20 protein-coding genes are annotated in these 22,564 nt (G+C 75.6%); 5 read left to right on the top strand and 15 right to left on the bottom strand.

Annotated features, from left to right (window positions below; genetic code table 11):
• Positions 1-371 precede the first annotated feature (371 nt).
• Positions 372-1,565, bottom strand: a complete 1,194-nt coding sequence (gene glgA / locus ACFU0Y_RS03325) for a glycogen synthase (RefSeq protein WP_380213024.1) — start codon at positions 1,563-1,565, stop codon at positions 372-374.
• A 212-nt stretch (positions 1,566-1,777) separates the two neighbouring features.
• On the opposite strand from glgA, the gene glgC reads away from it, so the two are divergent.
• A complete protein-coding gene (glgC, locus tag ACFU0Y_RS03320; protein ID WP_380213023.1) occupies positions 1,778-3,022 on the top strand; it encodes a glucose-1-phosphate adenylyltransferase in 1,245 nt (414 codons plus the stop codon).
• 56 nt (positions 3,023-3,078) lie between these two features.
• Here glgC and ACFU0Y_RS03315 read toward each other — a convergent pair whose 3' ends face one another.
• Genes ACFU0Y_RS03315 through ACFU0Y_RS03305 form a run of 3 tightly spaced genes read right to left on the bottom strand, consistent with a single transcriptional unit; the run spans position 3,079 to position 6,535 of the window.
• Positions 3,079-3,933, bottom strand: a complete 855-nt coding sequence (locus ACFU0Y_RS03315; RefSeq protein ID WP_380213022.1) for a transglutaminase N-terminal domain-containing protein — start codon at positions 3,931-3,933, stop codon at positions 3,079-3,081.
• Positions 3,930-4,856, bottom strand: a complete 927-nt coding sequence (locus ACFU0Y_RS03310; RefSeq protein WP_380213021.1) for an alpha-E domain-containing protein — start codon at positions 4,854-4,856, stop codon at positions 3,930-3,932. The genes ACFU0Y_RS03315 and ACFU0Y_RS03310 overlap by 4 nt, the downstream gene beginning before the upstream one ends.
• Positions 4,850-6,535, bottom strand: coding sequence for a circularly permuted type 2 ATP-grasp protein (locus ACFU0Y_RS03305; RefSeq protein ID WP_380213020.1), 1,686 nt, complete (start codon positions 6,533-6,535; stop codon positions 4,850-4,852). Before ACFU0Y_RS03305 ends, ACFU0Y_RS03310 begins: the two co-directional genes overlap by 7 nt.
• 228 nt (positions 6,536-6,763) lie before the next feature.
• Here ACFU0Y_RS03305 and ACFU0Y_RS03300 point away from each other — a divergent pair, with 228 nt between their 5' ends.
• Entirely contained in the window at positions 6,764-7,654 is an 891-nt protein-coding gene (locus tag ACFU0Y_RS03300; RefSeq protein ID WP_380213019.1) for a glycosyltransferase family 2 protein, read from the top strand.
• A complete protein-coding gene (locus ACFU0Y_RS03295) occupies positions 7,651-8,577 on the top strand; it encodes a glycosyltransferase family 2 protein (protein ID WP_380213018.1) in 927 nt (308 codons plus the stop codon). Before ACFU0Y_RS03300 ends, ACFU0Y_RS03295 begins: the two co-directional genes overlap by 4 nt.
• Positions 8,578-8,661: 84 nt before the next feature.
• Here ACFU0Y_RS03295 and ACFU0Y_RS03290 read toward each other — a convergent pair whose 3' ends face one another.
• The 9 genes from ACFU0Y_RS03290 to ACFU0Y_RS03250 all read right to left on the bottom strand — a co-directional run bounded on the left by ACFU0Y_RS03290 (position 8,662) and on the right by ACFU0Y_RS03250 (position 20,410).
• Complete coding sequence (locus ACFU0Y_RS03290; protein WP_380213017.1) at positions 8,662-9,672, bottom strand: UDP-glucuronic acid decarboxylase family protein; 1,011 nt, start codon at positions 9,670-9,672, stop codon at positions 8,662-8,664.
• A 68-nt stretch (positions 9,673-9,740) separates the two neighbouring features.
• On the bottom strand, positions 9,741-10,784 hold the full coding sequence (locus ACFU0Y_RS03285; RefSeq protein ID WP_380213016.1) for a glycosyltransferase family 9 protein: 1,044 nt from the start codon (positions 10,782-10,784) through the stop codon (positions 9,741-9,743).
• Positions 10,774-12,186 (bottom strand): PfkB family carbohydrate kinase, encoded by a 1,413-nt coding sequence (locus ACFU0Y_RS03280; protein ID WP_380213015.1) that lies wholly within the window; start codon positions 12,184-12,186, stop codon positions 10,774-10,776. Before ACFU0Y_RS03280 ends, ACFU0Y_RS03285 begins: the two co-directional genes overlap by 11 nt.
• On the bottom strand, positions 12,183-14,033 hold the full coding sequence (locus ACFU0Y_RS03275) for a glycosyltransferase (protein ID WP_380213014.1): 1,851 nt from the start codon (positions 14,031-14,033) through the stop codon (positions 12,183-12,185). The genes ACFU0Y_RS03280 and ACFU0Y_RS03275 overlap by 4 nt, the downstream gene beginning before the upstream one ends.
• On the bottom strand, positions 14,030-14,989 hold the full coding sequence (locus ACFU0Y_RS03270) for a glycosyltransferase (RefSeq protein WP_380213013.1): 960 nt from the start codon (positions 14,987-14,989) through the stop codon (positions 14,030-14,032). Before ACFU0Y_RS03270 ends, ACFU0Y_RS03275 begins: the two co-directional genes overlap by 4 nt.
• A complete protein-coding gene (locus tag ACFU0Y_RS03265; RefSeq protein WP_380213012.1) occupies positions 14,977-16,095 on the bottom strand; it encodes a glycosyltransferase family 9 protein in 1,119 nt (372 codons plus the stop codon). Before ACFU0Y_RS03265 ends, ACFU0Y_RS03270 begins: the two co-directional genes overlap by 13 nt.
• A gap of 2 nt (positions 16,096-16,097) precedes the next feature.
• Positions 16,098-17,744: an HAD-IIIA family hydrolase gene (locus ACFU0Y_RS03260; RefSeq protein WP_380213011.1), complete on the bottom strand. Its 1,647-nt coding sequence runs from the start codon at positions 17,742-17,744 to the stop codon at positions 16,098-16,100.
• Positions 17,741-19,378: a carbamoyltransferase gene (locus ACFU0Y_RS03255; RefSeq protein ID WP_380213010.1), complete on the bottom strand. Its 1,638-nt coding sequence runs from the start codon at positions 19,376-19,378 to the stop codon at positions 17,741-17,743. The genes ACFU0Y_RS03260 and ACFU0Y_RS03255 overlap by 4 nt, the downstream gene beginning before the upstream one ends.
• 48 nt (positions 19,379-19,426) lie before the next feature.
• Positions 19,427-20,410 carry a polysaccharide pyruvyl transferase family protein gene (locus tag ACFU0Y_RS03250; RefSeq protein ID WP_380213009.1) on the bottom strand — a complete coding sequence of 328 codons (984 nt, stop codon included), beginning with the start codon at positions 20,408-20,410 and terminating at the stop codon, positions 19,427-19,429.
• A 176-nt stretch (positions 20,411-20,586) separates the two neighbouring features.
• Between ACFU0Y_RS03250 and ACFU0Y_RS03245 the strand changes: the two genes are divergently transcribed.
• Both ACFU0Y_RS03245 and ACFU0Y_RS03240 read left to right on the top strand, forming a co-directional pair.
• Positions 20,587-20,958 carry a hypothetical protein gene (locus ACFU0Y_RS03245; RefSeq protein ID WP_380213008.1) on the top strand — a complete coding sequence of 124 codons (372 nt, stop codon included), beginning with the start codon at positions 20,587-20,589 and terminating at the stop codon, positions 20,956-20,958.
• Positions 20,955-21,341 carry a hypothetical protein gene (locus tag ACFU0Y_RS03240; RefSeq protein WP_380213007.1) on the top strand — a complete coding sequence of 129 codons (387 nt, stop codon included), beginning with the start codon at positions 20,955-20,957 and terminating at the stop codon, positions 21,339-21,341. The genes ACFU0Y_RS03245 and ACFU0Y_RS03240 overlap by 4 nt, the downstream gene beginning before the upstream one ends.
• On the opposite strand, the gene ACFU0Y_RS03235 is transcribed toward ACFU0Y_RS03240, so the two are convergent.
• Together ACFU0Y_RS03235 and ACFU0Y_RS03230 are read right to left on the bottom strand one after the other, a co-directional pair.
• Positions 21,239-22,024 carry a cytochrome c oxidase assembly protein gene (locus tag ACFU0Y_RS03235; protein ID WP_380213006.1) on the bottom strand — a complete coding sequence of 262 codons (786 nt, stop codon included), beginning with the start codon at positions 22,022-22,024 and terminating at the stop codon, positions 21,239-21,241. The genes ACFU0Y_RS03240 and ACFU0Y_RS03235 overlap by 103 nt on opposite strands.
• Complete coding sequence (locus tag ACFU0Y_RS03230; RefSeq protein WP_380213005.1) at positions 22,021-22,479, bottom strand: DUF2243 domain-containing protein; 459 nt, start codon at positions 22,477-22,479, stop codon at positions 22,021-22,023. The genes ACFU0Y_RS03235 and ACFU0Y_RS03230 overlap by 4 nt, the downstream gene beginning before the upstream one ends.
• Positions 22,480-22,564: the final 85 nt, after the last annotated feature.

Raw genomic sequence — 22,564 nt, 5'->3', positions numbered from 1 at the left:
CAACACAAAACACGGAACCACAGCCGCGCCCGCCGACCACTTGGGGGGGCGCCGCCCCGGGACCCGGCGGGAGGCGGGCGGAACACCGGGACAAAGCGGTGGAGCACCGTGCCCACGTCTTCCGCCACGCGTCCGCATGCGGTTGAATAGAACCCGAGCATCACCAGGATTCTCCAGCTGACCTGGGACGATGCTCTCTCGAGGCCCGCGTTCGCACTGCTGGGGTGCCCCCGGCCCCGCCGGCGCCGACGGTCCTCGAGGTGGCCGGGGACCCCCCTCACCTGCGCCGGCGGCGGCCGCCGCCGCCCCGTGCTCCCACGGGTCCACGGTGGCCGCCGCCACTTCCACGGCACGGACGGCACCGCCACGACTCACAGCACGGAGCGGTAGACCTCCAGGGTCCGCTCGGCGATGGACTCCCACGCGAAGTGCTCCTCGGCACGGCGCCGGCCGGCGGCGCCCATCTCCCGGGCGCGCACGGGGTCGGAGACGACCTCGGTCAGGGCGGCGGCGAAGTCGGCCACGAACTTCTCGGGATCGATCGGCGTGCCGGTGCCGTCCTGGGCCTGCTCGATGGCGACCAGCCGGCCCGTCTCCCCGTCGACGACGACCTCGGGGATGCCGCCCGTGGCGGAGGCCACCACGGCGGTCCCGCAGGCCATCGCCTCGAGGTTGACGATGCCGAGCGGCTCGTACACCGACGGGCAGGCGAAGGCCGTGGCGCCGGAGAGGATCTGGACGATCTCGCGGCGCGGCAGCATCTTCTCGATGAGCACCACCCCGGACCGGGTGGCCTTCAGCTCGTCGATGAGCGCGTTGACCTCCGCACCGAGCTCCGGGGTGTCGGCGGCGCCGGCGCACAGCACGAGCTGGACGTCGTCGGGCAGCCGCGCCGCCGCGCGCAGCAGGAACGGCACGCCCTTCTGCCGGGTGACGCGGCCCACGAACGCCACGGAGGGCTTGCCCGGGTCGATGCCGTAGGACTCGAGCACGTCGGTGCCCTCGTCGCGGACCCACTGGCTGACGTCGATGCCGTTGTGGACGGTCCGGACCCGGTCGGGGTCCACGTCCGGGTAGGAGCGGAGGATGTCCTGCCGCATGCCATCGGAGACGGCGATGATGGCCGCGGCCGCCTCGTAGGCGGTCTTCTCCACGAACGAGGACACGGCGTACCCGCCACCGAGCTGCTCGGCCTTCCACGGGCGCAGGGGCTCGAGGGAGTGCGCGGAGAGGACGTGGGGGATGCCGTACATCAGCGAGGCGAGGTGCCCGCCCATGTTGGCGTACCAGGTGTGGGAGTGCACCAGGTCCGCGCCGGCGATGTCGCCGATCATGGCGAGGTCCACCCCCAGCGTCTGGATCGCGGCGTTGGCCTCGGCCAGATCCGCGGGCACGGGATACGACTGGACCTCGACGCCGTTGACCCGGGGCTCCCGCGGAGCACCGAAGCACCGCACCCTCAGGTCGACGAGCGGGGCCAGGACCCGCGAGAGCTCGGACACGTGGACTCCGGCGCCGCCGTAGATCTCGGGCGGGAACTCCTTGGACAAGATATCTACTCGCACGGTTCCGAGCGTACTGCAGGAACGGCGCACCGCCACGGGAAATCCCCGGCCGCGGCCCGAGCACGCCGTCGCGGGTGACACATCAGGACTCCTGTGCGGCCGGTCACTCCCCTTCGCGGCTGTTAAGACACAATGAAGGCGCCTGTCGAGTGGTTCCGCACCGCGAGGCGGAGACGTTGCGCCCGATTGCCGAAGAAGTCAGAGAGGTTCCCATGCCCCACCGTAAGAAGGTACTCGCGATCGTCCTGGCCGGAGGCGAGGGCAAGCGCCTGATGCCTCTCACCGAGGACCGAGCCAAGCCCGCGGTGCCCTTCGCGGGCGGGTACCGGCTCATCGACTTCGCGCTGTCCAACATCGTGAACTCCGGCTACCTGCAGGTCGTGGTGCTCACGCAGTACAAGTCTCACTCCCTGGACCAGCACGTCACCCAGACCTGGCGGCTGTCCGCCCAGCTGGGCAACTACGTGGTCACCGTCCCGGCGCAGCAGCGGCGCGGCAAGGAGTGGTTCCTGGGCTCCGCCAACGCGATCTTCCAGTCGATGAACCTCATCGAGGACGAGAAGCCGGACATCGTCGTGGTGGTCGGCGCGGACCACGTGTACCGGATGGACTTCTCGGCGATGGTGGACTTCCACATCGAGTCGGGGGCCCGCGCCACCGTGGCGGGCGTGCGCCAGCCGATGGAGATGGTGACGTCCTTCGGCGTCATCGAGACGGACCCCGACGACGTCACGAGGATCACCCGCTTCGTGGAGAAGCCGCAGAGCACGGCACCCCTGCCCGACGACCCGAACGCGTTCTTCGCCTCGATGGGCAACTACGTCTTCGACACCGACGCGCTCGTCGAGGCCCTGCGCGCCGACGAGGCGAAGGAGGACACCAGCCACGACATGGGCGGGGACATCATGCCGTGGTTCGCGGACCGCGGCGAGGCCGCCGTCTACGACTTCACGAACAACGACGTCCCGGGCTCCACGGAACGGGACCGGCAGTACTGGCGCGACGTCGGCACGCTGGACTCGTACTACGACTCGCACATGGACCTGATCCGTCCGCTGCCCGTCTTCAACCTGTACAACTACGCCTGGCCGCTCTACACCAACGAGATGCAGGCCCCGCCGGCGAAGCTCGTGCGCGGTCCGCACGGGGAGGGCGGCATCGCGACGGACTCGATCCTCTCGCGCGGCGTCCTGGTCACCGGCGGACGCGTGACCGAGTCGGTCCTCTCCCCGAAGGTGCTGGTCCACAACGACGCCACCGTCAACCAGTCGGTGCTGATGCCCAACGTCCAGATCGGCGAGGGGGCCGTGGTCGACCGGTGCATCCTCGACAAGAACGTGGTGGTGCCCCCGGGCATGAGGGTCGGCGTGGACGCGGAGCAGGACCGGGCCCGTGGCCTGACGGTGACGCCGTCCGGGCTGACGGTCGCCCCGAAGAACTACCGGTTCGAGCGCTAGGCCTGCCCCCTCACGGCGGGGCCGCCCACCCGCAACGGTGGACGGCCCCGCCGTCGTCATGCGGTCTGCGTGACCTCGACCTGGACCTGCAGCCCCGAGGTGCCGCCGCCGCCGGTGACCATGCCCTTCAGGGGGGTGACGTCGGTGTAGTCCCGGCCCCGGGCCACGGTGACGTGGAAGTCGGTGAGCCGGGTGTGGTTCGTGGGGTCGTAGGCGTACCAGCGGTCGTTCCACCACTCCACCCACGCGTGGGACTCCCCCGGCACGGTCGCGCCGACGCCCGCCTCGTAGTCCGGGTGCAGGTAGCCGGAGACGTAGCGGGCGGGGATCCCGATGTGCCGCATCATGCCGATGGCCACGTGCGCGAGGTCCTGGCACACGCCCTTGGCCTCCCGCCAGGCGGCCTCCGCGTCCGTGTGGACGCCGGTGACCCCCGGCACGTACTGCATGTGCGAGGCGATGCCGCGGAAGATCGCCGCGGCCGCCGCGGCCGGGTCGGCCGCCTCCTTGCGGATCGCCTCCGCGACCTTCTCCAGTTCCGGGCCGAGCCGGGTGAGCGGGGTCTGGGGCACGAAGTCGGAGACCGCGTCGAGGACCTCCGGGGTGGCCAGCTCGTCCCAGCTCAGCCCGTCGGCGACCTCGTCGCCGGGGCGCCGGTGCACCTCCACGGTGGCCGAGGAGCGGACCTCGAGGTGGCGGTGCCGGCCCTGGATGTCGAAGGCCGCGACCCGGGTGCCCCAGTAGTCCCGGTAGTTGCTGACCGTGGCGGTCCCCGGGCTCAGCGTCAGCTCCGCCTCGAGCACGATCTGCTCGTCGTCGGACAGGGGCGTCATGCGGGCCTCGTTGTAGGACTTGGAGACGTTGTCGTTGTAGTCGTAGCGGGTCACGTGGTCGATCTTGAGCCGGGTCACAGCATGCCTCCGAACCAGGACGCCTCGACGGCGTGCGAGAAGTACTTGGTGCTCACGGCCTCCGACGCCCTCGCGCACGCGGCCTGGACGTTGTTCAGGTGCTCGGGCAGCACCGCGATGAGGTCCTCCGCGTGGTGGAACTCCAGGGCCGTGCGCGCCTCGCCGATGATGCGGCGGGCGTCGTCCTTGAACCCGACCCGCTGCAGACCGGGCTCCAGGCCCACGAGGATCTCCTCGGCCGTGGTGAGCGCGTGCAGGATCGAGCGCGGGAAGAGCCGGTCCAGGAGCAGGAACTCGGTCGCGGACTCGTCGCTGAACGTGCCGTAGCGGGTGCGCAGGAACGCCTCGTACCCCCCGGCGCAGTGCAGGATCGACACCCACGACATCCCGGAGGTGGACGTCGACCGGGTCCACAGCAGCCGGGACGTCATGTCCGCCCGCTCGATCGCCGCGCCCAGGGACAGGAACATCCAGGACTCGTCGTGGGACATGGTCATCTGGGTCTGCCCGCGCACGGTGGCCATCCGCTCGATGGTCCAGTGGCAGACCCGGAAGGTGCCGACGACGTCGCGGCGGTGCTGGCCGAGACCGTAGTAGGTGGAGTTGAGCGACTCCCACATCGCCGAGGACACGGTCTCCCGGGCGCGGCGGGCGTTCTCGCGGGCCGCGTGCAGGGAGCCCGAGATGGAGGTCAGGCAGTCCCTGTTCCACGCGAGCTCGTGGATCATCGACCGGACGCTGTAGTCGCCGTCCCCGGGCTCCACGCCCATCACCGCCATGATGCGGCGCACCTCGGCCTCCTGCTCGCCGACGGGCAGCTGGGTGATGCGCTCCAGGTGGACGTCGAGGATCCGGGCCACGCCGTCGGCACGCTCGACGTAGCGGCCGATCCAGAACAGTGACTCGGCGATGCGGCTCAGCACGTGGGCCCCTTCCCGGTGCGGGTCGTCGCGGTGGTGTCCGCGGTGGCGGACGGAGTCGTGGTCGGGGTGGTGCTCGGAGCGGCGGGCCCGGCGGCCGGACCGCCCGCGGACTGCTGCTGCTGCTGCTGCTGGCCGCTGTCGGCCTCGTCCTGCCAGGACGCGGAGACCGGCCACGTGTGCACCGAGGAGTCGACGTCCGGGGGCGGGGCCTGACCGGGGTCGAGGTCCTGGGTCTGCGGCTGACCGAGCACCCACGTGTCCTTCGAACCGCCGCCCTGCGAGGAGTTCACGATGAGCGAGCCCTTCTGCATGGCCACCCGGGTCAGCCCGCCGGGCAGCACGTACACCTCGTCGCCGCTGTTGACCGCGAAGGGCCGCAGGTCCACGTGCCGGGGGCTGAACTCCCCGTCCGCGAACGTCGGCACGGTGGACAGCTGCAGCACCGGCTGGGCGATCCATCCGCGCGGGTCCGCCAGCACCTTGGCGCGCAGCTCCTCGAGCTCGGCCGCGGTGGCCTGGGGGCCGATGACCAGGCCCTTGCCGCCGGAGCCGTCCACGGGCTTGACCACCAGCTCGTCCAGGTGCTCCAGGACCCAGGCGCGGGCCTCGTCCTCCTCCAGCCGGTACGTGTCCACGTTGGGCAGCACCGGCTCCTCGTCGAGGTAGTACCGGATCAGGTCGGGGACGTAGGAGTAGGTGAGCTTGTCGTCGGCCACGCCGTTGCCGATGGCGTTGGCGATGGTCACGTTCCCGGCCCGCGCGGCGTTGACCAGCCCGGAGCAGCCCAGTACGGAGTCGGAGCGGAAGTGCAGGGGGTCGAGGAACTCGTCGTCGATCCGCTTGTAGATCACGTCCACGCGCTGCTCGCCGTCGGTGGTCCGCATGTACACCTTGTCGCCGCGGACCACGAGGTCGCGGCCCTCCACGAGCTCCACCCCCATGAGCCCGGCCAGCAGGGTGTGCTCGAAGTAGGCGGAGTTGAACACGCCCGGGGTCAGGACCACCACGGTGGGGTCCTCGGCGGCCTCCGGGGCCGTGGCCCGCAGGGCCTTGTAGAGGTGCCGGGGATAGGCCTCCACGGCCCGGATGGGCTGGGACATGAAGGCCTCCGGCAGGCCCTTGGTCATGGCCCGCCGGTTCTCGATGACGTAGGACACCCCGGAGGGCACGCGCACGTTGTCCTCCAGGACCCGGAACACGCCCTGCTGGTCCCGCACCACGTCGATGCCCGCCACGTGGATCCGCACGCCGCCCGCGGGCCGGAAGCCCCACACGGACCGGTGGAAGTGGGCGGAGGAGGTGATCAGCGCCTTCGGCACGACCCCGTCGGCCACGACCCGCTGCTCGCCGTAGACGTCGTCGAGGAAGCACTCCAGGGCCCGGACCCGCTGCTTCACGCCGCGCTCGATCACGTCCCACTCGTCGGCGGTGATCACGCGGGGCACGATGTCCAGCGGGAAGGGGCGCTCCTCCCCCGCGAAGTCGAAGGTCACGCCACGGTCCAGGAAGGACCTGGCCATCGAGTCCGCGCGGGTGTTGACGTCGCTGAGCGACAGGTCGTCGAGGACCCCGCCGATCCGGTCGTAGCCGGGACGGACCTGCCGGTCCGCGGTGTACATCTCGTCGTAGGCCGCGGCCACGGCCATGTCGGCGGCGTAGTTCTCGAACAGGTCGGACATGTCGGGCGATCACATGCCTTTCGGGGTCGGGACGGGCAGTACCGGCAGTATGGACGGGGCGTATTTCGCGGCGGTAACCCGACGTCGGGCCGTTTCCCCGATTGTGTCACGGGCCACGTCCAGGGCACGGGCAGGACCGGGCCCTACGATGGGGAGGCGTGTCCGCCGGTGGCGGGCACACGGCCGCGTCCGGCACCACGACACGGACGGACCCGACGGAAGGACACGATGGGCGCCCCGGATCCCCAGCACCGCGTCACGGTGGTCGTGGCCACCCGCAACCGCCGGGAGGAGCTCGTGGCGCACCTGGGCCGCCACGAGGGGCCCGTCGTCGTCGTGGACAACGCCTCCACGGACGGCTCCGCCGACGCGGTGCGCGCCGCCCACCCCCACGTGCTGGTGGTGGAGCTGCCCCGCAACGTCGGAGCCGTGGCCCGGACGGTCGGCGTCCGGCTCGCCCGCACCCCCTACGTGGCCTTCGCCGACGACGACTCGTGGTGGGCCCCCGGGGCGCTGGCCCGCGCCGCGGCCGTCTTCGACGCCCACCCCCGGCTGGGACTGATCGCCGGGTCCATCGCCGTGGGCCCCGAGGAGCGCCCGGACCCGCTCAACGCGGTGCTGGCCGCCTCTGCGCTGGGCATCCCGACCGGCTCCCCCGGTCCGGCGCTGCTCGGCTTCGTGGGCTGCGGGGCCATCGTGCGCCGCTCGGCGTTCCTGGCGGCGGGGGGCTTCGACGACGTCGTGCGCTTCCCCGGCGAGGAGGAGCGCCTCGCTCTCGACCTCTTCGACGCCGGGTGGCGGCTGTCCTACGTGCCGGAGATCCGCGCCCACCACCACCCGTCGCCGCACCGGGGCTCGGACGAGCGCCGGCAGACCGGTCTCGTCCGCAGCCGCCTGCTCACCGCGCTGATGCGCCGGCCCCTGCGGGCCGTGGCGCGCGAGCTGGGGGCGACGCTGCGCGGCGGCCGCCCGGGACGCCGCGGCCTGCTCGGCGCGCTCCCCCGCGTCCCGGCCGCGCTGCGAGAACGGCACCGGGTGTCCCCGACCACGGAGGCCGCGCTCGCGCTGCTGCACGGCCCCGACCCCACCGACCCCGCCGCCCCGGAGGAGAGCCTGTGACCGACCCCGCCCCCGACCCCACGACCGGCCCCGACGAGCGCGTGGCGGTCGTGATGATCACCTACAACCGCCGGGACGAGGCCCTGCTGGCCCTGACCCGCCTGCGGGAGCTCCCGGAACGGCCCCGAGTGGTGGTCGTCGACAACGGCTCGGAGGACGGCACCGCGGACGCGATCCGCGAGCGGCACCCCTGGGCGGAGCTCGTCGCGAGTCCCGTCAACCTGGGCGCCGTGGGCCGCAACGTGGCCCTGGAGCGCGTGAGCACGCCGTTCGTGGCCTTCTGCGACGACGACACCTGGTGGGAGGCCGGCTCCCTGCGCCGGGCGGCCGACGTGCTCGAGGCCCATCCGCGGCTGGGCGTGGTCACCGGCAGGATCCTCGTGGAACCCGGATCGCGGGAGGACCCGATCAACGCGGAGCTGCTGCACTCGCCGGTCGAGGGCCCCGGCTGGATGCCCGGCCCGGCCCTCGGCAGCTTCCTGGCCGGGGCGTCCGTGGTGCGCCGGACGGCGTTCCGCGAGGTGGGCGGGTTCAGCGAGCGGCTGTGGCTCGGCGGCGAGGAGGAGCTGCTGGCGGCGGACCTCGCGACCGCGGGCTGGGAGCTCGTGCACCTGCCCGACGTCGTGGTCCACCACCAGGCCTCCACCGTCCGCGACCCGCACCTGCGGCGCCGCCACGGCCTGCGCAACACGCTCTGGTTCATCTGGCTGCGCCGCCCGCTGCGCGCGGCCCTGCGCCGGACCCGGGACGTGGTGGGCGCCGCCCCGCGGGACCGGGTCACGGCCCTGGCGCTGCTCGACGCCCTGCGCGGGGCCCCCTGGGTGCTGCGCGAGCGGCGGCCCCTGCCCGAGCACGTCGAGCGCCGCTTCCTGGCGCTGGAGGAGTCCCAGCGCGGCAGCGCCGCGCGCCGCTACGTCAGCTGAGCGGCCGGTGCGCCGGGCCCGCGGCACCGCACGGCCCGGACCCGCGAACCGGTGCCGCGGCCCGGATCGGCCGGCGGACCCCGGTCAGCGGGCGCGCTGGGCGGCCTGCGGGAGACCGGCCCCCTCCCGGAACCACGCGACCGTGCGCTCCAGACCCGCCGCCCAGGGGACCTCCGGGGCCCAGCCGAGGACCTCGGTGGCGAGCGTGGTGTCGGGGCGGCGCACCATCGGGTCGTCCACGGGGCGCTCGACGAACTCCAGCTCCGAGGCGGAGCCGGTCGCGGCGATGACGTCGCGGGCGATCTGCAGCACGGACAGCTCGTGCGGGTTGCCGATGTTCATGGGGCCGCTGTGCCCGCTGTCGGCCAGGGCCAGGATGCCGCGGACCAGGTCGGAGACGTAGCAGACCGAGCGGGTCTGGGCGCCGTCCCCGGCCACGGTGAGGGGCTCCCCGGCCAGGGCCTGCCGGATGAACGTGGGGATCGCGCGGCCGTCGAAGGGCCGCATCCGGGGGCCGAAGGTGTTGAAGATCCGCACGATGGCGGTGTCCACACCGTGCTCGGCGCGGTAGGCGACGGTCAGGGCCTCGGCGAAGCGCTTGGCCTCGTCGTAGACCCCCCGCGGGCCCACCGGGTTGACGTGGCCCCAGTAGCTCTCGGGCTGCGGGTGCACCTGCGGGTCGCCGTAGACCTCCGAGGTGGACGCGAGCACGAACCGCGCGCCCTTGTCCTTGGCCAGGCCCAGGGCGTGGTGGGTGCCGATCGAGCCGACCTTCAGGGTGTGGATGGGCAGCTTGAGGTAGTCGATCGGGGACGCCGGGGACGCGAAGTGCAGGACCAGGTCCACGTCCCCGGGCACGTGCACGTAGTCGGTGACGTCGCACTGGACGAGCCGGAAGCCGGGGTCGCCCACGAGGTGCTCGATGTTCGCCGCGGAGCCCGTGAGGAAGTTGTCCAGGCACACCACCTCCACCTCCCGGCGGCGCAGCTCGGTGCAGAGGTGGCTGCCCAGGAAGCCGGTCCCCCCGGTCACGACGGCGCGGCGGATCGGACGGGCGGCGCCCGCAGCGGGGGTCGCGGTCGGCGTGGCGTTCACGGTGCTCCTCGGGGTCGAACGACAGGAATCTCGAGTACAGGGTTTCGGCAGGACGGGGACCAGGCCGGTCAGGTGCGGGAGGCGGCCAGCTGCGCGCGGGCCGCGGCCAGGACCTCGTCCGGCTCGACGGCGGCCAGCCGCTCGTCGAGCCGGTCGGCGTGGGGGTCGCCCCACGACCGGCCGGCCGGGTCGCCGTGCCACAGCACGGTGTGCAGGTCGGGGTCCACGGCGGGTCCCCACCAGGCCGGGGGCGTGGGGCCGAAGAGCACCACGGAGCGCACGGCCTGGGCGGTGGCCACGTGGGCCACGCCGGTGTCGGCGCTGAGCACCACGGCGGCCGACCCGACGGTGCGGGTCAGACCGTCCAGGTCCAGCGTCCCGCACACGTTCTCCGCGCCGCCGACCCCGGCCACCACGGCGGCGGCGAGCCCGGCCTCGGCCGGGGAGCCGGTCACCAGGACCCGGTGCCCGTCCGCGGCCAGGGCCGCGGCGACCTCCCGCCAGCGCTCGGCGGGCCACCGCCGGGCCCCGGAGGCCGCACCGGGATGGATCAGGACGGGGGCGTCCCGGGGCGCGGGGCGGTGCGCGCGCAGGCGCAGGTCCTCGGGCCCGCACGGACCGCCGGCGTCGGTCACCAGACGGCACCAGCGCCGCACCTCGTGCTCGTCGGCCCGCCACACCGGGCCGTCGTGGCCGGCCTCCGGGGCGGCGAAGCCGACGAGCCGCTCGGGGCGGGACGCGAGGAGCAGCTCGTGGCTGCGCGGTCCGCGCCCGTGCAGGTTCACGGCCACGTGCCCGCCGGGGGTCGGCGGCAGGGGCACGAGCCCGGGGACCGGGAGCACGCCGTCGACTGCGCCGAGCCCGGCCAGCCAGGTGCCCACGGCCGCGGGCGCGGCGAGCAGGACGCGGTGGCCCGGCAGCATCCGGCGCACGCCCCGCAGCGGGGCCACGGCCGTCAGGGCGTCCCCGAGGCCGAGGGCCCGCAGCACGAGCACGTCCCCCGGGCCGATGCCGGCGGGGTCCACGACCCACCGGTCCGGACCGGCGGACGCGCCGTCAGCCGTGCCGGTCGAGGTGCCGGCTCCGGTGCCGGTGAGGGGCTCAGCGCTCACGGCCGGCCTTCTGCAGGATGGCCGTGGTGGAGCGTCCCGAGAGATAGGGCAGCACGGTGACGCGGCCGCCCCAGCCGCGCACGTCGACGGCCTCGGGCAGCTGCTCGGGGGTGTAGTCCCCGCCCTTGACCCAGACGTCGGGGCGGAGCAGGTTCAGGGCGGCGCGGGGGTCGTCCTCGTCGAACACGACCACCGCGTCCACGCTGCGCAGGGCGCCCAGCACGCGGGCGCGGTCCGCCTCGCCGACCACGGGCCGGCCCGGGCCCTTGAGCCGGCGCACGGAGTCGTCCGAGTTCAGCAGCACCACCAGGGCGTCGCCGAGCCGGCGCGCGGCGTCCAGGGAGGCGATGTGCCCGGCGTGCAGGACGTCGAAGCAGCCGCCGGTGGCCACGACGGTCCCGCCGCGGCCGCGGACCTCGCCGAGCAGCTCCTGCACCTCGCGGGGCAGCCGGTCCGCGCCGGGGTGCAGCGCCGGGCGGGCGTGCACGCCGGCGGCGCGGCGGGTGCGGTAGGTGGCCGCGCCGCCGGCGGCGACCCACTGGCCGGCGGCCTCCACCGCGGTCTCCACGGCGGCCGTCACGTGGGTGCCGCCGGCCAGGGCGAGGGCGGCCGCGGAGGCGAACCGGTCCCCCGCCCCGCAGGGGTCGGTGTTCTGCACGGGTGCCGCGGGCACCAGCTCGGTGCCCGCCGCCGTGGCCAGGTACGCCCCGTCTGCCCCGGCCGTCACGGCGACGGCACGCGCCGCCCAGTGCCGGCGCAGCGCGCCCGCGAGGTCCCGGGGGGAACCGGGGGCGGCGTCGTCGAGAGCGGCCGCGGCCTCGGCGGCGTTCGGGGTGACGAGCGTGCAGCCGGGCACCGGTGACCCGCCGCGCGGATGGGGGTCCCACACCACCACGCCGGTCCGGGCGTGCTCCTCGAGGGCGGCCCGCACGGCGGGGTCGCGGGTGACGCCTCCCCCGTAGTCGGAGACCAGGACGGCGTCCGCCCCGGCCAGGACGGCGGCCACGTGCTCGGCGGCGACCCCGACCGGGGTGCCGGGACCGCCCTCGTCCACGCGCACGAGGGTCTGCCCCGAGCTGCGGATGCGGGTCTTGGTGCGGGTGCCGCCCTCGTGGCCCAGACGCTCCAGGGCGACCTCGCCCAGGGCGCCGGCCAGCTCCCGTCCGGCGGCGTCGTCGGCGACCGGCGCGAGCAGGGTCACCGTGACGTCGGCCGGCACGGCCCCGACGGCCGGCGGCTCGGCGCACAGCAGCGCGGCGAGGCCGGCCCCGCCGGGGCTGGCGAACACGTCCCCGACGTCGACGACGGGCACCGGGGCGTCGGGGCTCAGGCGGGTGGAGGTGCCGGAGACGTCCCGGTCCAGGAGGGCGTCCCCGACCACCACGACGCGCGGGGCGTTCACGCGACCCCCGCCCGGACGGCCGTCCTGGCCGGCGTCCCGGTCGCGGCGGGCTCCGCGGGCCCGGCGGCCGGCGCCAGCCGGGCGTCGACGGCCGCGCAGACGGCGTGCAGCAGCATGAGGTGGACCTCCTGGATCACCGAGGTGCTGGGCGCGGCCACGGTCAGGGACTCGTCGGCCCGCTCGGTCAGCGGATTGGGGCCGGGTCCGGTCAGCGCCCAGACGTGCAGGCCGTGCTCGCGCGCCCGCTCGGCGGCGGCCAGGACGTTGGGGCTGCGGCCGCTGGTGGAGAGCACGACGAGCACGTCGCCCGCCCGCCCGTGGGCCTGGACCTGCCGTGCGAACACCTCCTCCGCGCCGTAGTCGTTGACGATGGCGGTCAGGCTCGAGGTCTCCGCGGACAGGCACACGGCCGACAGCGGCCGCCGGTCGTCGACGAAGCGGCCGACGAGCTCCGCGGTGAAGTGCTGGGCCTCGGCGGCGCTGCCGCCGTTGCCCACGGCCAGCACGCGCCCGCCGTCGGTCAGCAGCCCGGCCAGCCGGGCGCCCCAGCGGTCGACCACGTCGGCGTGCTGGGCGGCCTCGCGCGCGGCGACGGCCAGCTCGTCCAGGTGCGCGCCGAGCCACCGCTCGGTCTGCCCGAGCAGGGACGGGTGCTCCCGGCGGTGCCGGGCGACGACGCGGGCGTAGGAGCGCTCGGTCTCCCGGGCCACGTGCCGCCAGCCGAACAGGCGCTCCACGCGCTCGCGGCCGGCGCGGCCCATGCGGGCCGCCAGCTCGGGGTCCGCCAGCAGGGTGCGCAGGGCGGCCGCGGTGCCGGCGACGTCCCGCGGGGGGACGTGCAGGCCCGTCACGCCGTCCTCGATGCTGTCGAGCAGACCGCCCACGGCGCTGCCCACCACGGGGCGGGCGCACGCCATGGCCTCGAGCGGCACCATGCCGAAGGGCTCGTACCAGGGGGTGCACGCCACGACGTCCGCGGTGGCGAGCAGTGCGGCGGCGTCGTCGTGGTCCACGCGGCCGAGCAGCTGCACGCGCTCGGCGACACCCAGCTCCCGGGCCAGCGCCCGCAGCCGGAGGGCCTCGGGGTCCCGGTCCAGCGCGTCGCGGTCGGGCCCGCCGGCCACGACGAGCTCCGCGTCCGGCAGCTCGGCGAGGGCGCGGACCACGACGTCCACGCCCTTGCGCTCGACGAGCCGGCCGAGCGCCACGATCCGGGGCGCCCGCCCGCCGGCGGGCGGCGCAGCGGGGACGAAGGCGTCGAGGTCCACGCCGCACGGGACCACGTCGATCCGCGAGGGGTCCCCGCCGAGGGCCAGCAGCTCCGCCTGCTCGTCGCGGCAGGTGGCGAGCACGAGGTCGGCCGCCGCCACGATCTCGTTCTCGGACGCGAGCCGGCCGGTGGGGCTGGTGTCGGCCGCGCCCTGGTGCCGGCGCTTGACGGCGCCGAGGGCGTGGAACGTCTGCACCACCGGGATCTGCAGGGTCGCGGCGGCGCGGCGGGCCGCGATCCCGGACATCCAGAAGTGCGCGTGCACGAGATCGGGGACACCGCGGCGGGACCAGTCGCGGGCCAGCCAGCGCCCGAACTCGTCCATGTACGGGGCGAGGTCGTCCTTGGGCAGGAGGCTCGGCGGCCCGGCCGGGACGTGCACCACGCGCGCGCCGGGGGCGAGCTCGACCTCGTCCGGCAGGCCGGCGGCGTCACGGCGGGTGTAGACGACGACGTCGTGGCCCAGCCGGCCCAGGCCCGCGGCGAGGGCGGCCACGTAGACGTTCTGCCCTCCGGCGTCGACCCCGCCGAGCGCGGCCAGCGGGCTGGCGTGCTCGGAGACCATTGCGATTCTCATGCTGTCACCTTCTCCAGGACGCGGTCCCACTCCGCCAGGAAGCGGTCCGCTCCGTAGTGTTCCAGGGCGTGCTCGCGGGCGGCGGTGCCCGCGGCGGCCGCCGCGTCGGGGTCGTTCAGCCAGTGCCGGGCCTGCGCGGCCAGCGCCTCCGGGTCGTTGGAGAGCAGCCCCGCCCCCGGCGGCACCGCCCGGGGCGCCTCGGTGGCGGACAGGCCCAGCACCGGCATCCCGATGGTCATGGCCTCCAGCAGCGCGAGCCCCAGGCTCGTCCACCGGTAGGGGTGGTAGTAGGCCCGGTGCTCGCCGAGCGCCGCGTGCAGCTGCTCCTGAGGATAGTTCTCGTGCAGCCGCCCGGCCATGTGGGGCGCGTGCTCCGCGAGGCGGTCCATCCCCATGCCGTAGACCTCCACGGGCAGCTCCCGGGCCAGCGCGGTGAGCAGGTCCGTGCCCGCGACCCGCCCGCGCCGGACGGGCTCGTTGACCACGGCGGCCAGGCTCTCGCGGCGCCCGGTGTAGAGCGGGCCGGGGTCGAGCACGCCGTGCTCCACGACCTCGGTGGGCGCGTCCCCGTTGTCCCACATCAACCGGTTGAAGTGCGTCACGTGGACCACCGGCACGTCGGAGCGCTCGGCGAGGGGGTGGCGGGTGGCCACCGCCGGACCGCGCGGGGTGTCGTGCTCCACGTAGACCGCCGGAACGTCGGTCCCGGCCCGGCGCCCGGTCCACCGCTCGAGCAGCTCAAACTCGTGGGGGCGCTGGAGGAGGACCACGTCGAACTCCTCGTCGGCCAGCTGCTCCGGCGTGCGCTCCACGGCGGCCGTCGGCCAGTCCCAGGTCTCGGCGCGGCCGCGGCCGTCGGGGCCCCGGTCGGCGACGACCGGCAGCAGATAGGTGTGGGGACCGTGCACGAACGATGTCGTCCACGATCCGTGGACGTGCCAGGTCAGGATGCGCACCCGGGTCCTCCTTCCGGTTCGGGAACAGGGGCGGGCGCCCCCGGGGCGCCGTCGGCGAGCTCCTCGACGGCCGCGAGCACGGCGGCCGGGGGCACGGAGGACAGGCACGGGTGACCGGGGACGGGGCAGTCGCGGGCCCGGGAGCCGCGGCAGGCCGCACCCTGGTCACCGAGCAGCACCACGGGCACCCCCCAGGGCGCCCACCGCTCGGCCGGCACCACCGGCGAGAAGAGGGAGACCACCGGGGTGCCCACGGCGGCGGCGAGATGGGCGGGACCGGTGTTGCCGACCACCACGCAGGCGGCGGCGTCCAGGACGGCGGCCAGGCCCGGCAGATCGGTCCGGCCGGCGAGGTCCAGCACGGCCCCGTGCGGGGCCGCGCCGCGCGGGGCGGCGGCCCGGGCGGCCGCGCGGGCCGCCGCGGTGAGCTCGCGCTCCCCCGGCCCGCCGGTGAGGACCACGGTGCGCCCGGCCGCGGCGAGCTCCGCGGCGAGGGCCCCGGCGTGCTCGGGGGTGAGCCCGCGGGAGGGGACCGAGGCGCCGGGGTGCAGCACCACGAACCCGCCGGGCAGCGCGGACAGCTCGGCCGGCAGTCCCGGCAGCGGTCGCCGCACGGCCAGGCGCCGGTCGGCGGGGGCCGGCTCGGGGGCCCCGGCCGCGACGGCGAGCTCCAGGGCCGCCTCGACCTCGTGACCGCCGCCGGGCGGGTCCGCGCGGCGGTGCCGGACGTCGAGCAGCGATCCCGGGTAGTCCTCGCTGGTGGCCACCACCCGGTCGATCCCGGCCAGCCGGGCCAGCAGCGCCATGGGCAGGGGGCTCTGGTGGTAGGACGTGAAGACCACGGCGAGGTCGTAGCCGCGGGCGGCGAGATCCGCCACCAGGGCCGTGGTGGCCGCCGGGTCCACGGGCGGGGGCCGGAAACCGGACCACGGCGCCGAATACTCCAGGACCTCGGCCACGTCCGGCAGCAGCCCGGCGGCGGCGGCGCCGGCCGGCGAGGCCAGCAGGTCCACCGGGCTCCCGAGCCGGGCGAGGGCGCGCACGGCGGGCCCGGTCAGCAGGACGTCCCCGTCCGAGTCGAGGCGGACGGCGAGGGTGCGGCCCATGCTCAGCTCCGGGCCCCGGCCGCGACGGGTGCGCGGCGGACGCCGGGCCGGGCGGCCGTCCCCTCCGCGGCGGGCGCCAGCACGGCGGCGACGGCCTCGCGCAGCGTCGCGGCCACGGCCGGGGCGGCGGCCACCTCCTCCTCGCGGGTGACCGCCGTGGGGACCAGGACGCTGCGCGCGCCGGCGGCCTGGGCGGCCTCCACGTCGGCGCCGATGTCGCCGATCAGCACGCACTCGGAGGGGTCCACGCCCAGCGCGGCGGCGGCCGCGAGCACCATGCCGGGCCGGGGCTTGCGGCACGCGCAGTCTTGCTCCGGGGCGTGCGGGCACAGCTGCCAGGCGTCGAAGGGGCCGAGCAGCTCGCTCACCCGGGCGTTGACGGCGTCCACCTGCTCGCGGGTCAGCAGGCCGCGGCCGATGCCGGACTGGTTGGACACCACGCCGACCCGCATGCCGGCCGCGCGCACGGCGTCGACCGCCTCCCGGGCCCCGGGGACGAGTTCGACCGCGTCGGGGTCGCCGTTGTAGGGCACGTCGTGCACCAGGGTGCCGTCCCGGTCGAAGAGCACCGCCCGCACGGGCACGGGCCACGGTCCGGTCCGGCGGTGCCGCCACCAGCCGCGGACCTTGTGCCGCACCGCGGCGACGGGGATCGTGACGCTCGTGCGGGCCATGCGGCTGAGCTCGGGCAGGAACTCGGGGTCGCCCGGCCGGGGTCCCGGGAGCGTGCGCAGCAGCACGAACCGTCCGGTCAGCCCGCCCCACGCCGCGGCGCCGGCGCCGGCCACGGCCAGCGCGGCGCTCCGGGCGGGCCGGTGGCCCAGGGCAGTGGCGGTGAGCGCCGCCGCGGCGCCCGCCCCCGCGCAGCCCAGGGCGGCGACCGTCGCGGCGTGCCGGCGGAAGCCGCCGGGCGGGGCCTCGGCCGCCCGGCGCCAGTCGGGCCCGTGCAGCCGGCGCATCAGGGCGTCGTCGGCGTTGCCGGCCTGCACGCGCAGGCTCACGAGGTCGTCGGCCGGGCGCACGGGGTGCGTGATCCGGCGCTGCCCGCGCACCAGCTGCCATCCGGCCCGGCGCACGCGCAGCGCCAGGTCCGCGTCCTCGCGGTAGGCCCGGGGGAAGCGCTCGTCGAAGCCGGAGACGGCCTCGAGGGCGGCCGTGCGGTAGGCCATGTCCGCGGTCGCCCAGTCGGCGTCCTCGAGGGACGCGGTGTTGCGCTCCCAGTCGGTGGGCCGGCGGGAGGCGGGGAGGGGGACGTCGATGCGTCCCTGGGTCGCTCCGGTGCCGGGCCCGCACGCGGCGAGGTCCTCGGCCAGGCGCCGGGCCCAGCCGGCCGGCAGCTCCACGTCGTCGTCGAGGAACGCGATCCACTGCGCCCCGGAGCGGCGGGCGGCCCGCCAGCCCCGGTTGCGGGCGGCGGCCGGACCGCGCCCGTAGCCGCGGACGGTGCGCACGCTCCAGGCCACGGTGTCGGGCACGCCGAGCCGCAGCGGTTCCACGTCCCCGCGCCGGTCGTCGACCACGACGACCTCGAGCGGGCCGGGGTGCTCCGCGTCGACGTCCTGGGCGGCGAGCGTGTCGAGCAGCCACTGGAGGGTCGGCCGCCCCACCGAGGGGACGACCACGGCATAGGTCGTGGGCGCGGCCGTCACTTGACCTCCTGGAAGAAGGAGGCACGACGGACCAGGTGCGGACCGAGCACGAGCGCCGCCACCGGGGCGGAGCCGAACAGCTCGAGGGCGTCGCGCGGGTCGTCGACCATGGGCCGGCCGGCGGTGTTGAGCGAGGTGTTGACGACGACGGGCACGCCCGTGCGCTCGTCGAAGGCCCGCAGCAGCGCCGCGATCCCGGCGTTGTCCTCGTCGGTGACCGTCTGGATCCGGGCGGTGCCGTCCACGTGGGTGACGGTGGGGATCCGCTCGCGCCACTCGGGGGCCACGTCGTGGACGAAGAGCATGAAGGGGCTGGGCATCGGGCCGCCGGCGAAGATCTCCGCGGCGCGCTCCTCGAGGACCATGGGCGCCACCGGCCGGAACTGCTCCCGGCCCTTGACATCGTTGAGCCGCTCGAGGTTGTCGGGGTGCATCGGGTTCGCCAGCAGGGAGCGGCGGCCCAGCGCGCGGGGCCCGAACTCGCTGCGGCCGTCGAACCAGGCGATCACACCGTTGTCGGCGAGGATGTCGGCGACCTCGCCGGCGAGGTCGTCCGGGGTGGTGAAGGGCACCTTCGCCGTGCGCAGCCACTGCGCGAGCTCCTCGGCGGACCAGCTGCGCCCGAGGGCCGCGGTGGGCTGGGGCGCGCCGAGGTCCCCGGCCTCCTGGGCCAGGTGCAGGGCGGCGCCGAGCGCGGTCCCGGAGTCCCCGGAGGCGGGCTGGACCCAGACCTCCTCGAAGGGCGTCTCGCGCCAGATCCGGGAGTTGGCCACGCAGTTGAGGGCCGTGCCGCCGGCCATGGTGAGCACGCGGTCCCCGGTCTGCCCGTGCAGCCAGGTGGCGAGCTCCACCAGGACCTCCTCGACCACGGCCTGGACCGAGGCCGCGAGGTCGGCGTGGTCGCCGCCCCAGGTGCCGTCGTCGATCCGGCGGGGCGCGAAGCGGCTCCAGTCGGGCGCCTGGGCGCGGAAGCCGCCGTCGCCCGTGGCGCGGACGATCTCGCGCAGCTCGGGCAGGAACCGGGGCTCGCCGTAGGAGGCCAGGGCCATGACCTTGAACTCGTCGCTGGAGCGCAGGAAGCCGAGGTGGTCGGTAAGGGACTCGTAGAGCAGGCCGAGGGACTCCGGCAGCGCCTGGCGGTGCAGGATCTCCAGCTCGCCGTCCCGGTAGCGTCCGGCCAGGTGGGAGTGCGCCTCGCCGCGGCCGTCGACCACCAGGACGCTGCTCGTGCGGGTGGGGGCCGCGAGACCGGCGGAGGCGGCGTGGGCCACGTGGTGCTCCACGAAGCGGACCTTGTCGCGGTCCAGGCCGGGCAGGGCCTCGGCGAGGAACCCGGGTGCGCGCCGGGCGTAGTCCACGCGCACCGGGTCGTACGGGTCGTCCGGCATCTCGACGGCAGTCGCCGGGTCGAAGGAGTAGCCGACGGCGTCCAGGTCCGCGGCCGTCAAACCGGCCTCGGCGAGGCACCAGCGCATCGCCTGCTCGGGCAGCTCCCACGCCGAGAACGGGACGGGACGCTTGCCGTGCTTGCGGCGGGAGAAGCGCTCCTCCTCCGCCGCCGCCACCACTCGGCCGTCCACGACGAGAGCCGCCGCGGGGTCGTGAAAGATCGCGTTGATGCCCAGGTAGTTCATGGATCGGAGTATGGCACAAAATGATCAGGCGACTGATCTAGGGCCGTGTCAGGCGCCGTACCGCCCGGTCTCCGCCGCCTGGGCCAGCTCCGCGCCGAGCTCCCGGTCGAACTCGCCGTCGGGGTCCCGGCCCGGCTCGCGGGACAGGTCCGCGAGCAGCTCCCCGAGGAGCTCGTCGAGCTGCTCGAAGCCGCTCGGGGCCATCGCCGCCCGCTCCTCGGCCGCCGCGCGCCCCGCCGGCGACAGGCACCAGCGCAGCAGCTCGTCGAGCCGGTCCGGGGTGAGCCCGTCCGCGCCCACCACGGCCGGCCAGTCCCAGGCGCGCGCCTGCGCGGTGACCTTCCCGCCGCCCGCCACGGGGTCGACGGCGAGCACGGGCACCCCCGCCCGCAGCGCCAGGACGAGACCGTGCATGCGCATGCTCACCACCGTGTCGAGGCGGGCGATCACCGCACCCGCCTGCGCCGCGGTGGCGGGCAGCCGCCAGTCCCGCGGGTCCAGCCGGGTGTCCAGCGGCAGCCGGGCGGCGTCGAGCCCGCCCAGCCACCGCTCCAGCCCGGTCCGGACGCCCTCGTGCCGGCGCCGGGCCCCGTACTCGTGCTGGCCGGAGGTGAGGTAGACGCCCAGGACGGGCGCGAGCCGGGGCTCGACCCGGGCCGCGAGGTCCCGGCGGGCGTCGGCACCGGGGCGGTCGCGGGCGATCACCCGGTGGAACCCGGCCGTCACCGGGTCCTCGGGGTCGAGGACGCTGACGCCGACGGCGATCCGACGGCAGTGGGCGAACCGCTCGTGCAGCTCGGCGATCGAGCGACCGGTCGCGGGCCCGCACACGAACAGCAGGTGGGAGTAGGACTCCGGCCGGACGTGCTCGAGGCGCAGGCCGCCGGGCGGGCACATGACCGCGCTCCAGGCGACGTCGTGCGGAACTCCCGCCGTGCCGAGGGCGTCGGCGACGGCCTCCATGGCGAGGACGTCGCCGGCCGTCGCCTCGCCGTGCAGGACGCTGGACCAACCGACCACGAGTGAGCGCATGGCCCCGACGCTACCGGCCGGATCCGTCCGCGCGCCCGCTCCCGGGGCCGACTGTGCGCACCCTCACGCCCGATAACGACTCGGCACGGTCACTGGTGACCCGGGTCACGGAGGTCTATGCTTCTGGGCACGGGTCGAGCAGCCGGCCGTGACGTCCTGTCGTAGAAGGACCCCGCATGGAACACTCCCTGTCCGTCGTCGTGCGCATCGAGCTGGACTCCCGCCGCGTGCGCCTCGTCGTCACCGGCGATCTCACCGAGCGCAACCACCGGGCCCTGGGCCCGCTCGTCGGCCGGGCCCGCGCCCTGTTCCCGGGTGCGGCCGTGACCGTGGACCTCACGGGAGCCCAGCACGTCGACCCGGGCGGCCTGGAGCTGCTGCGGTGGTCCCTCGACCTCGGACCCGGTGCGGAGCCGGGGGACGCCGTGCAGGTCCTCACCCGGCCGGTGCCGTTCGGCCTCGCCGAGCCGCCCGGCCCGGGCCCCCGGCCGCAGCCACCGGCCCCCGCGCCGTGGAGCGGCGCCGGGCTGGGCGGGGTGGCGGCGTGAGCGGCGTCGACGTCGTCCCGTCCCGGCCGGACACCGGCGACGGAGGGCACCGGGACTGCGACACGTGCCTGGGACCGGACGGCGACTTCCCCGCGGAGCTCTCCGCGCTGTCCCTCGTGGACCTGCAGGTGCTGCACAGCAGGATCGTGTGCCAGCTGGAGCACGAGTACCTGGTGAACCCCGACGGCCCGCACCCCGTCACCCAGGACCGCCACGAGGAGCTCGTGGCCGAGCTGGAGGCCCGCCGGGACCCGGACCCCGGGGGCGTGACCCGGTCCGCTCAGGCCACCGGCCGGGCGGCGCGCTCCCGCGGCCCGCGAGCGGCGTACCACTGCGCGAACAGCACCACGATGAGCGCCACGTCCACCACGTCCCCGCCGTAGTACATGAGCTGGGCGCCCGCGCGGGCGTCGGACGCCTCCACCCCGTCCGGGGGATGCCCGTACAGGTGCTTGGCGAGCGCCGAGTGGGCCGCCACGAAGCCGACCAGCACCGCCGCGCGCAGCCGGAAGGAGCCCCGGTGCGGATTCGGGTCCACCCCGGCCACGGCCGCCGTGAACACGCAGCCCGCGAGGAGCACGTGCAGGTGCACCGCCGCGTGCACGGCCACGGAGGCGTGCAGCTGGCCGTACAGCCCCGTGCCGTAGAGCACCCAGAGCCCGCCCGCGTTGAGCGCGCCGGCCGTCACCGGGTGCGCCACCGCCCGGACGGGCGGCCGGCGCAGCGCCCGCGACACGGCCCGGGCCCGGGCCACGGGCAGGGCGCGCAGCGCGAGGGTCACGGGGGCGGCGAGCACCAGCAGCAGCGGGGCGAGCATCCCCAGCAGCAGGTGCCCGGCCATGTGGGCGGTGAAGCCGGTGCGCGCGGCCTGCGCCAGGGGACCGACGAGCGCCGTTCCGGCGCAAAGCAGGCCCGCGAACCACAGCACCGTCCGGTGCACCGGCCACGGGCCGCGGTGCCGTGCCGCCCACAGGCCCGCCGCCCAGCCGACGGCGGCCAGGGCGAGCAGGACCAGCACGGCCCCCTCGAGCAGGGCCCACCCGGTGGTGCCGTGGTGGTGCGTCATCGCCCCGGGCGGGCGGGGCCGGCGGGGCGGGCCCGGCGCAGCAGCACCAGGCCCGCGGCGAGCGCGAGCACGGCCGCGCCGATCCAGGTGGCGTCGTAGACCAGCAGGTCCACGTCGTAGCGGATCTGGTGGATCCGGAGCACCTTGTGCAGGACCACGCCGTCGAAGAGCTGGAACGCGCCGAGGCCGGCGAGCAGCGCCCCGCTCCAGCGACCCCAGGAGACGGTGCCGCGACGCCGGATGTCGGCCAGCAGGAAGAGGGAGCCCACGGTGACGAACCAGCCGAAGGCGTGGAAGATTCCGTCGGACGCGAGGGCCACCCCGGTGGTGGACAGGTCGTAGAAGTGGTGCCAGTGCAGGAGCAGGTGGAAGACGGCGAGGTCCACCACGGAGGCGGCGACGCCCGCCCCGAGCAGCGCCCCGGAGAGCAGGGTCCGGCGGTCCTGGTCGGCCATGGGCTCCTCCTGCGGGCGGCTCGTGCGGACGGGCGGGCGGGTCGCCGTCCAGCCTACGGGGGCACGGCCGGGTGTCCAGGGACCG

The organism is Kocuria sp. NPDC057446, assembly GCF_042802875.1.
In the GTDB taxonomy this organism is placed as follows: domain Bacteria; phylum Actinomycetota; class Actinomycetes; order Actinomycetales; family Micrococcaceae; genus Kocuria.
Note: the sequence above shows the minus strand (reverse complement) of the source record. Positions and strands in the feature narration are given on the sequence as shown.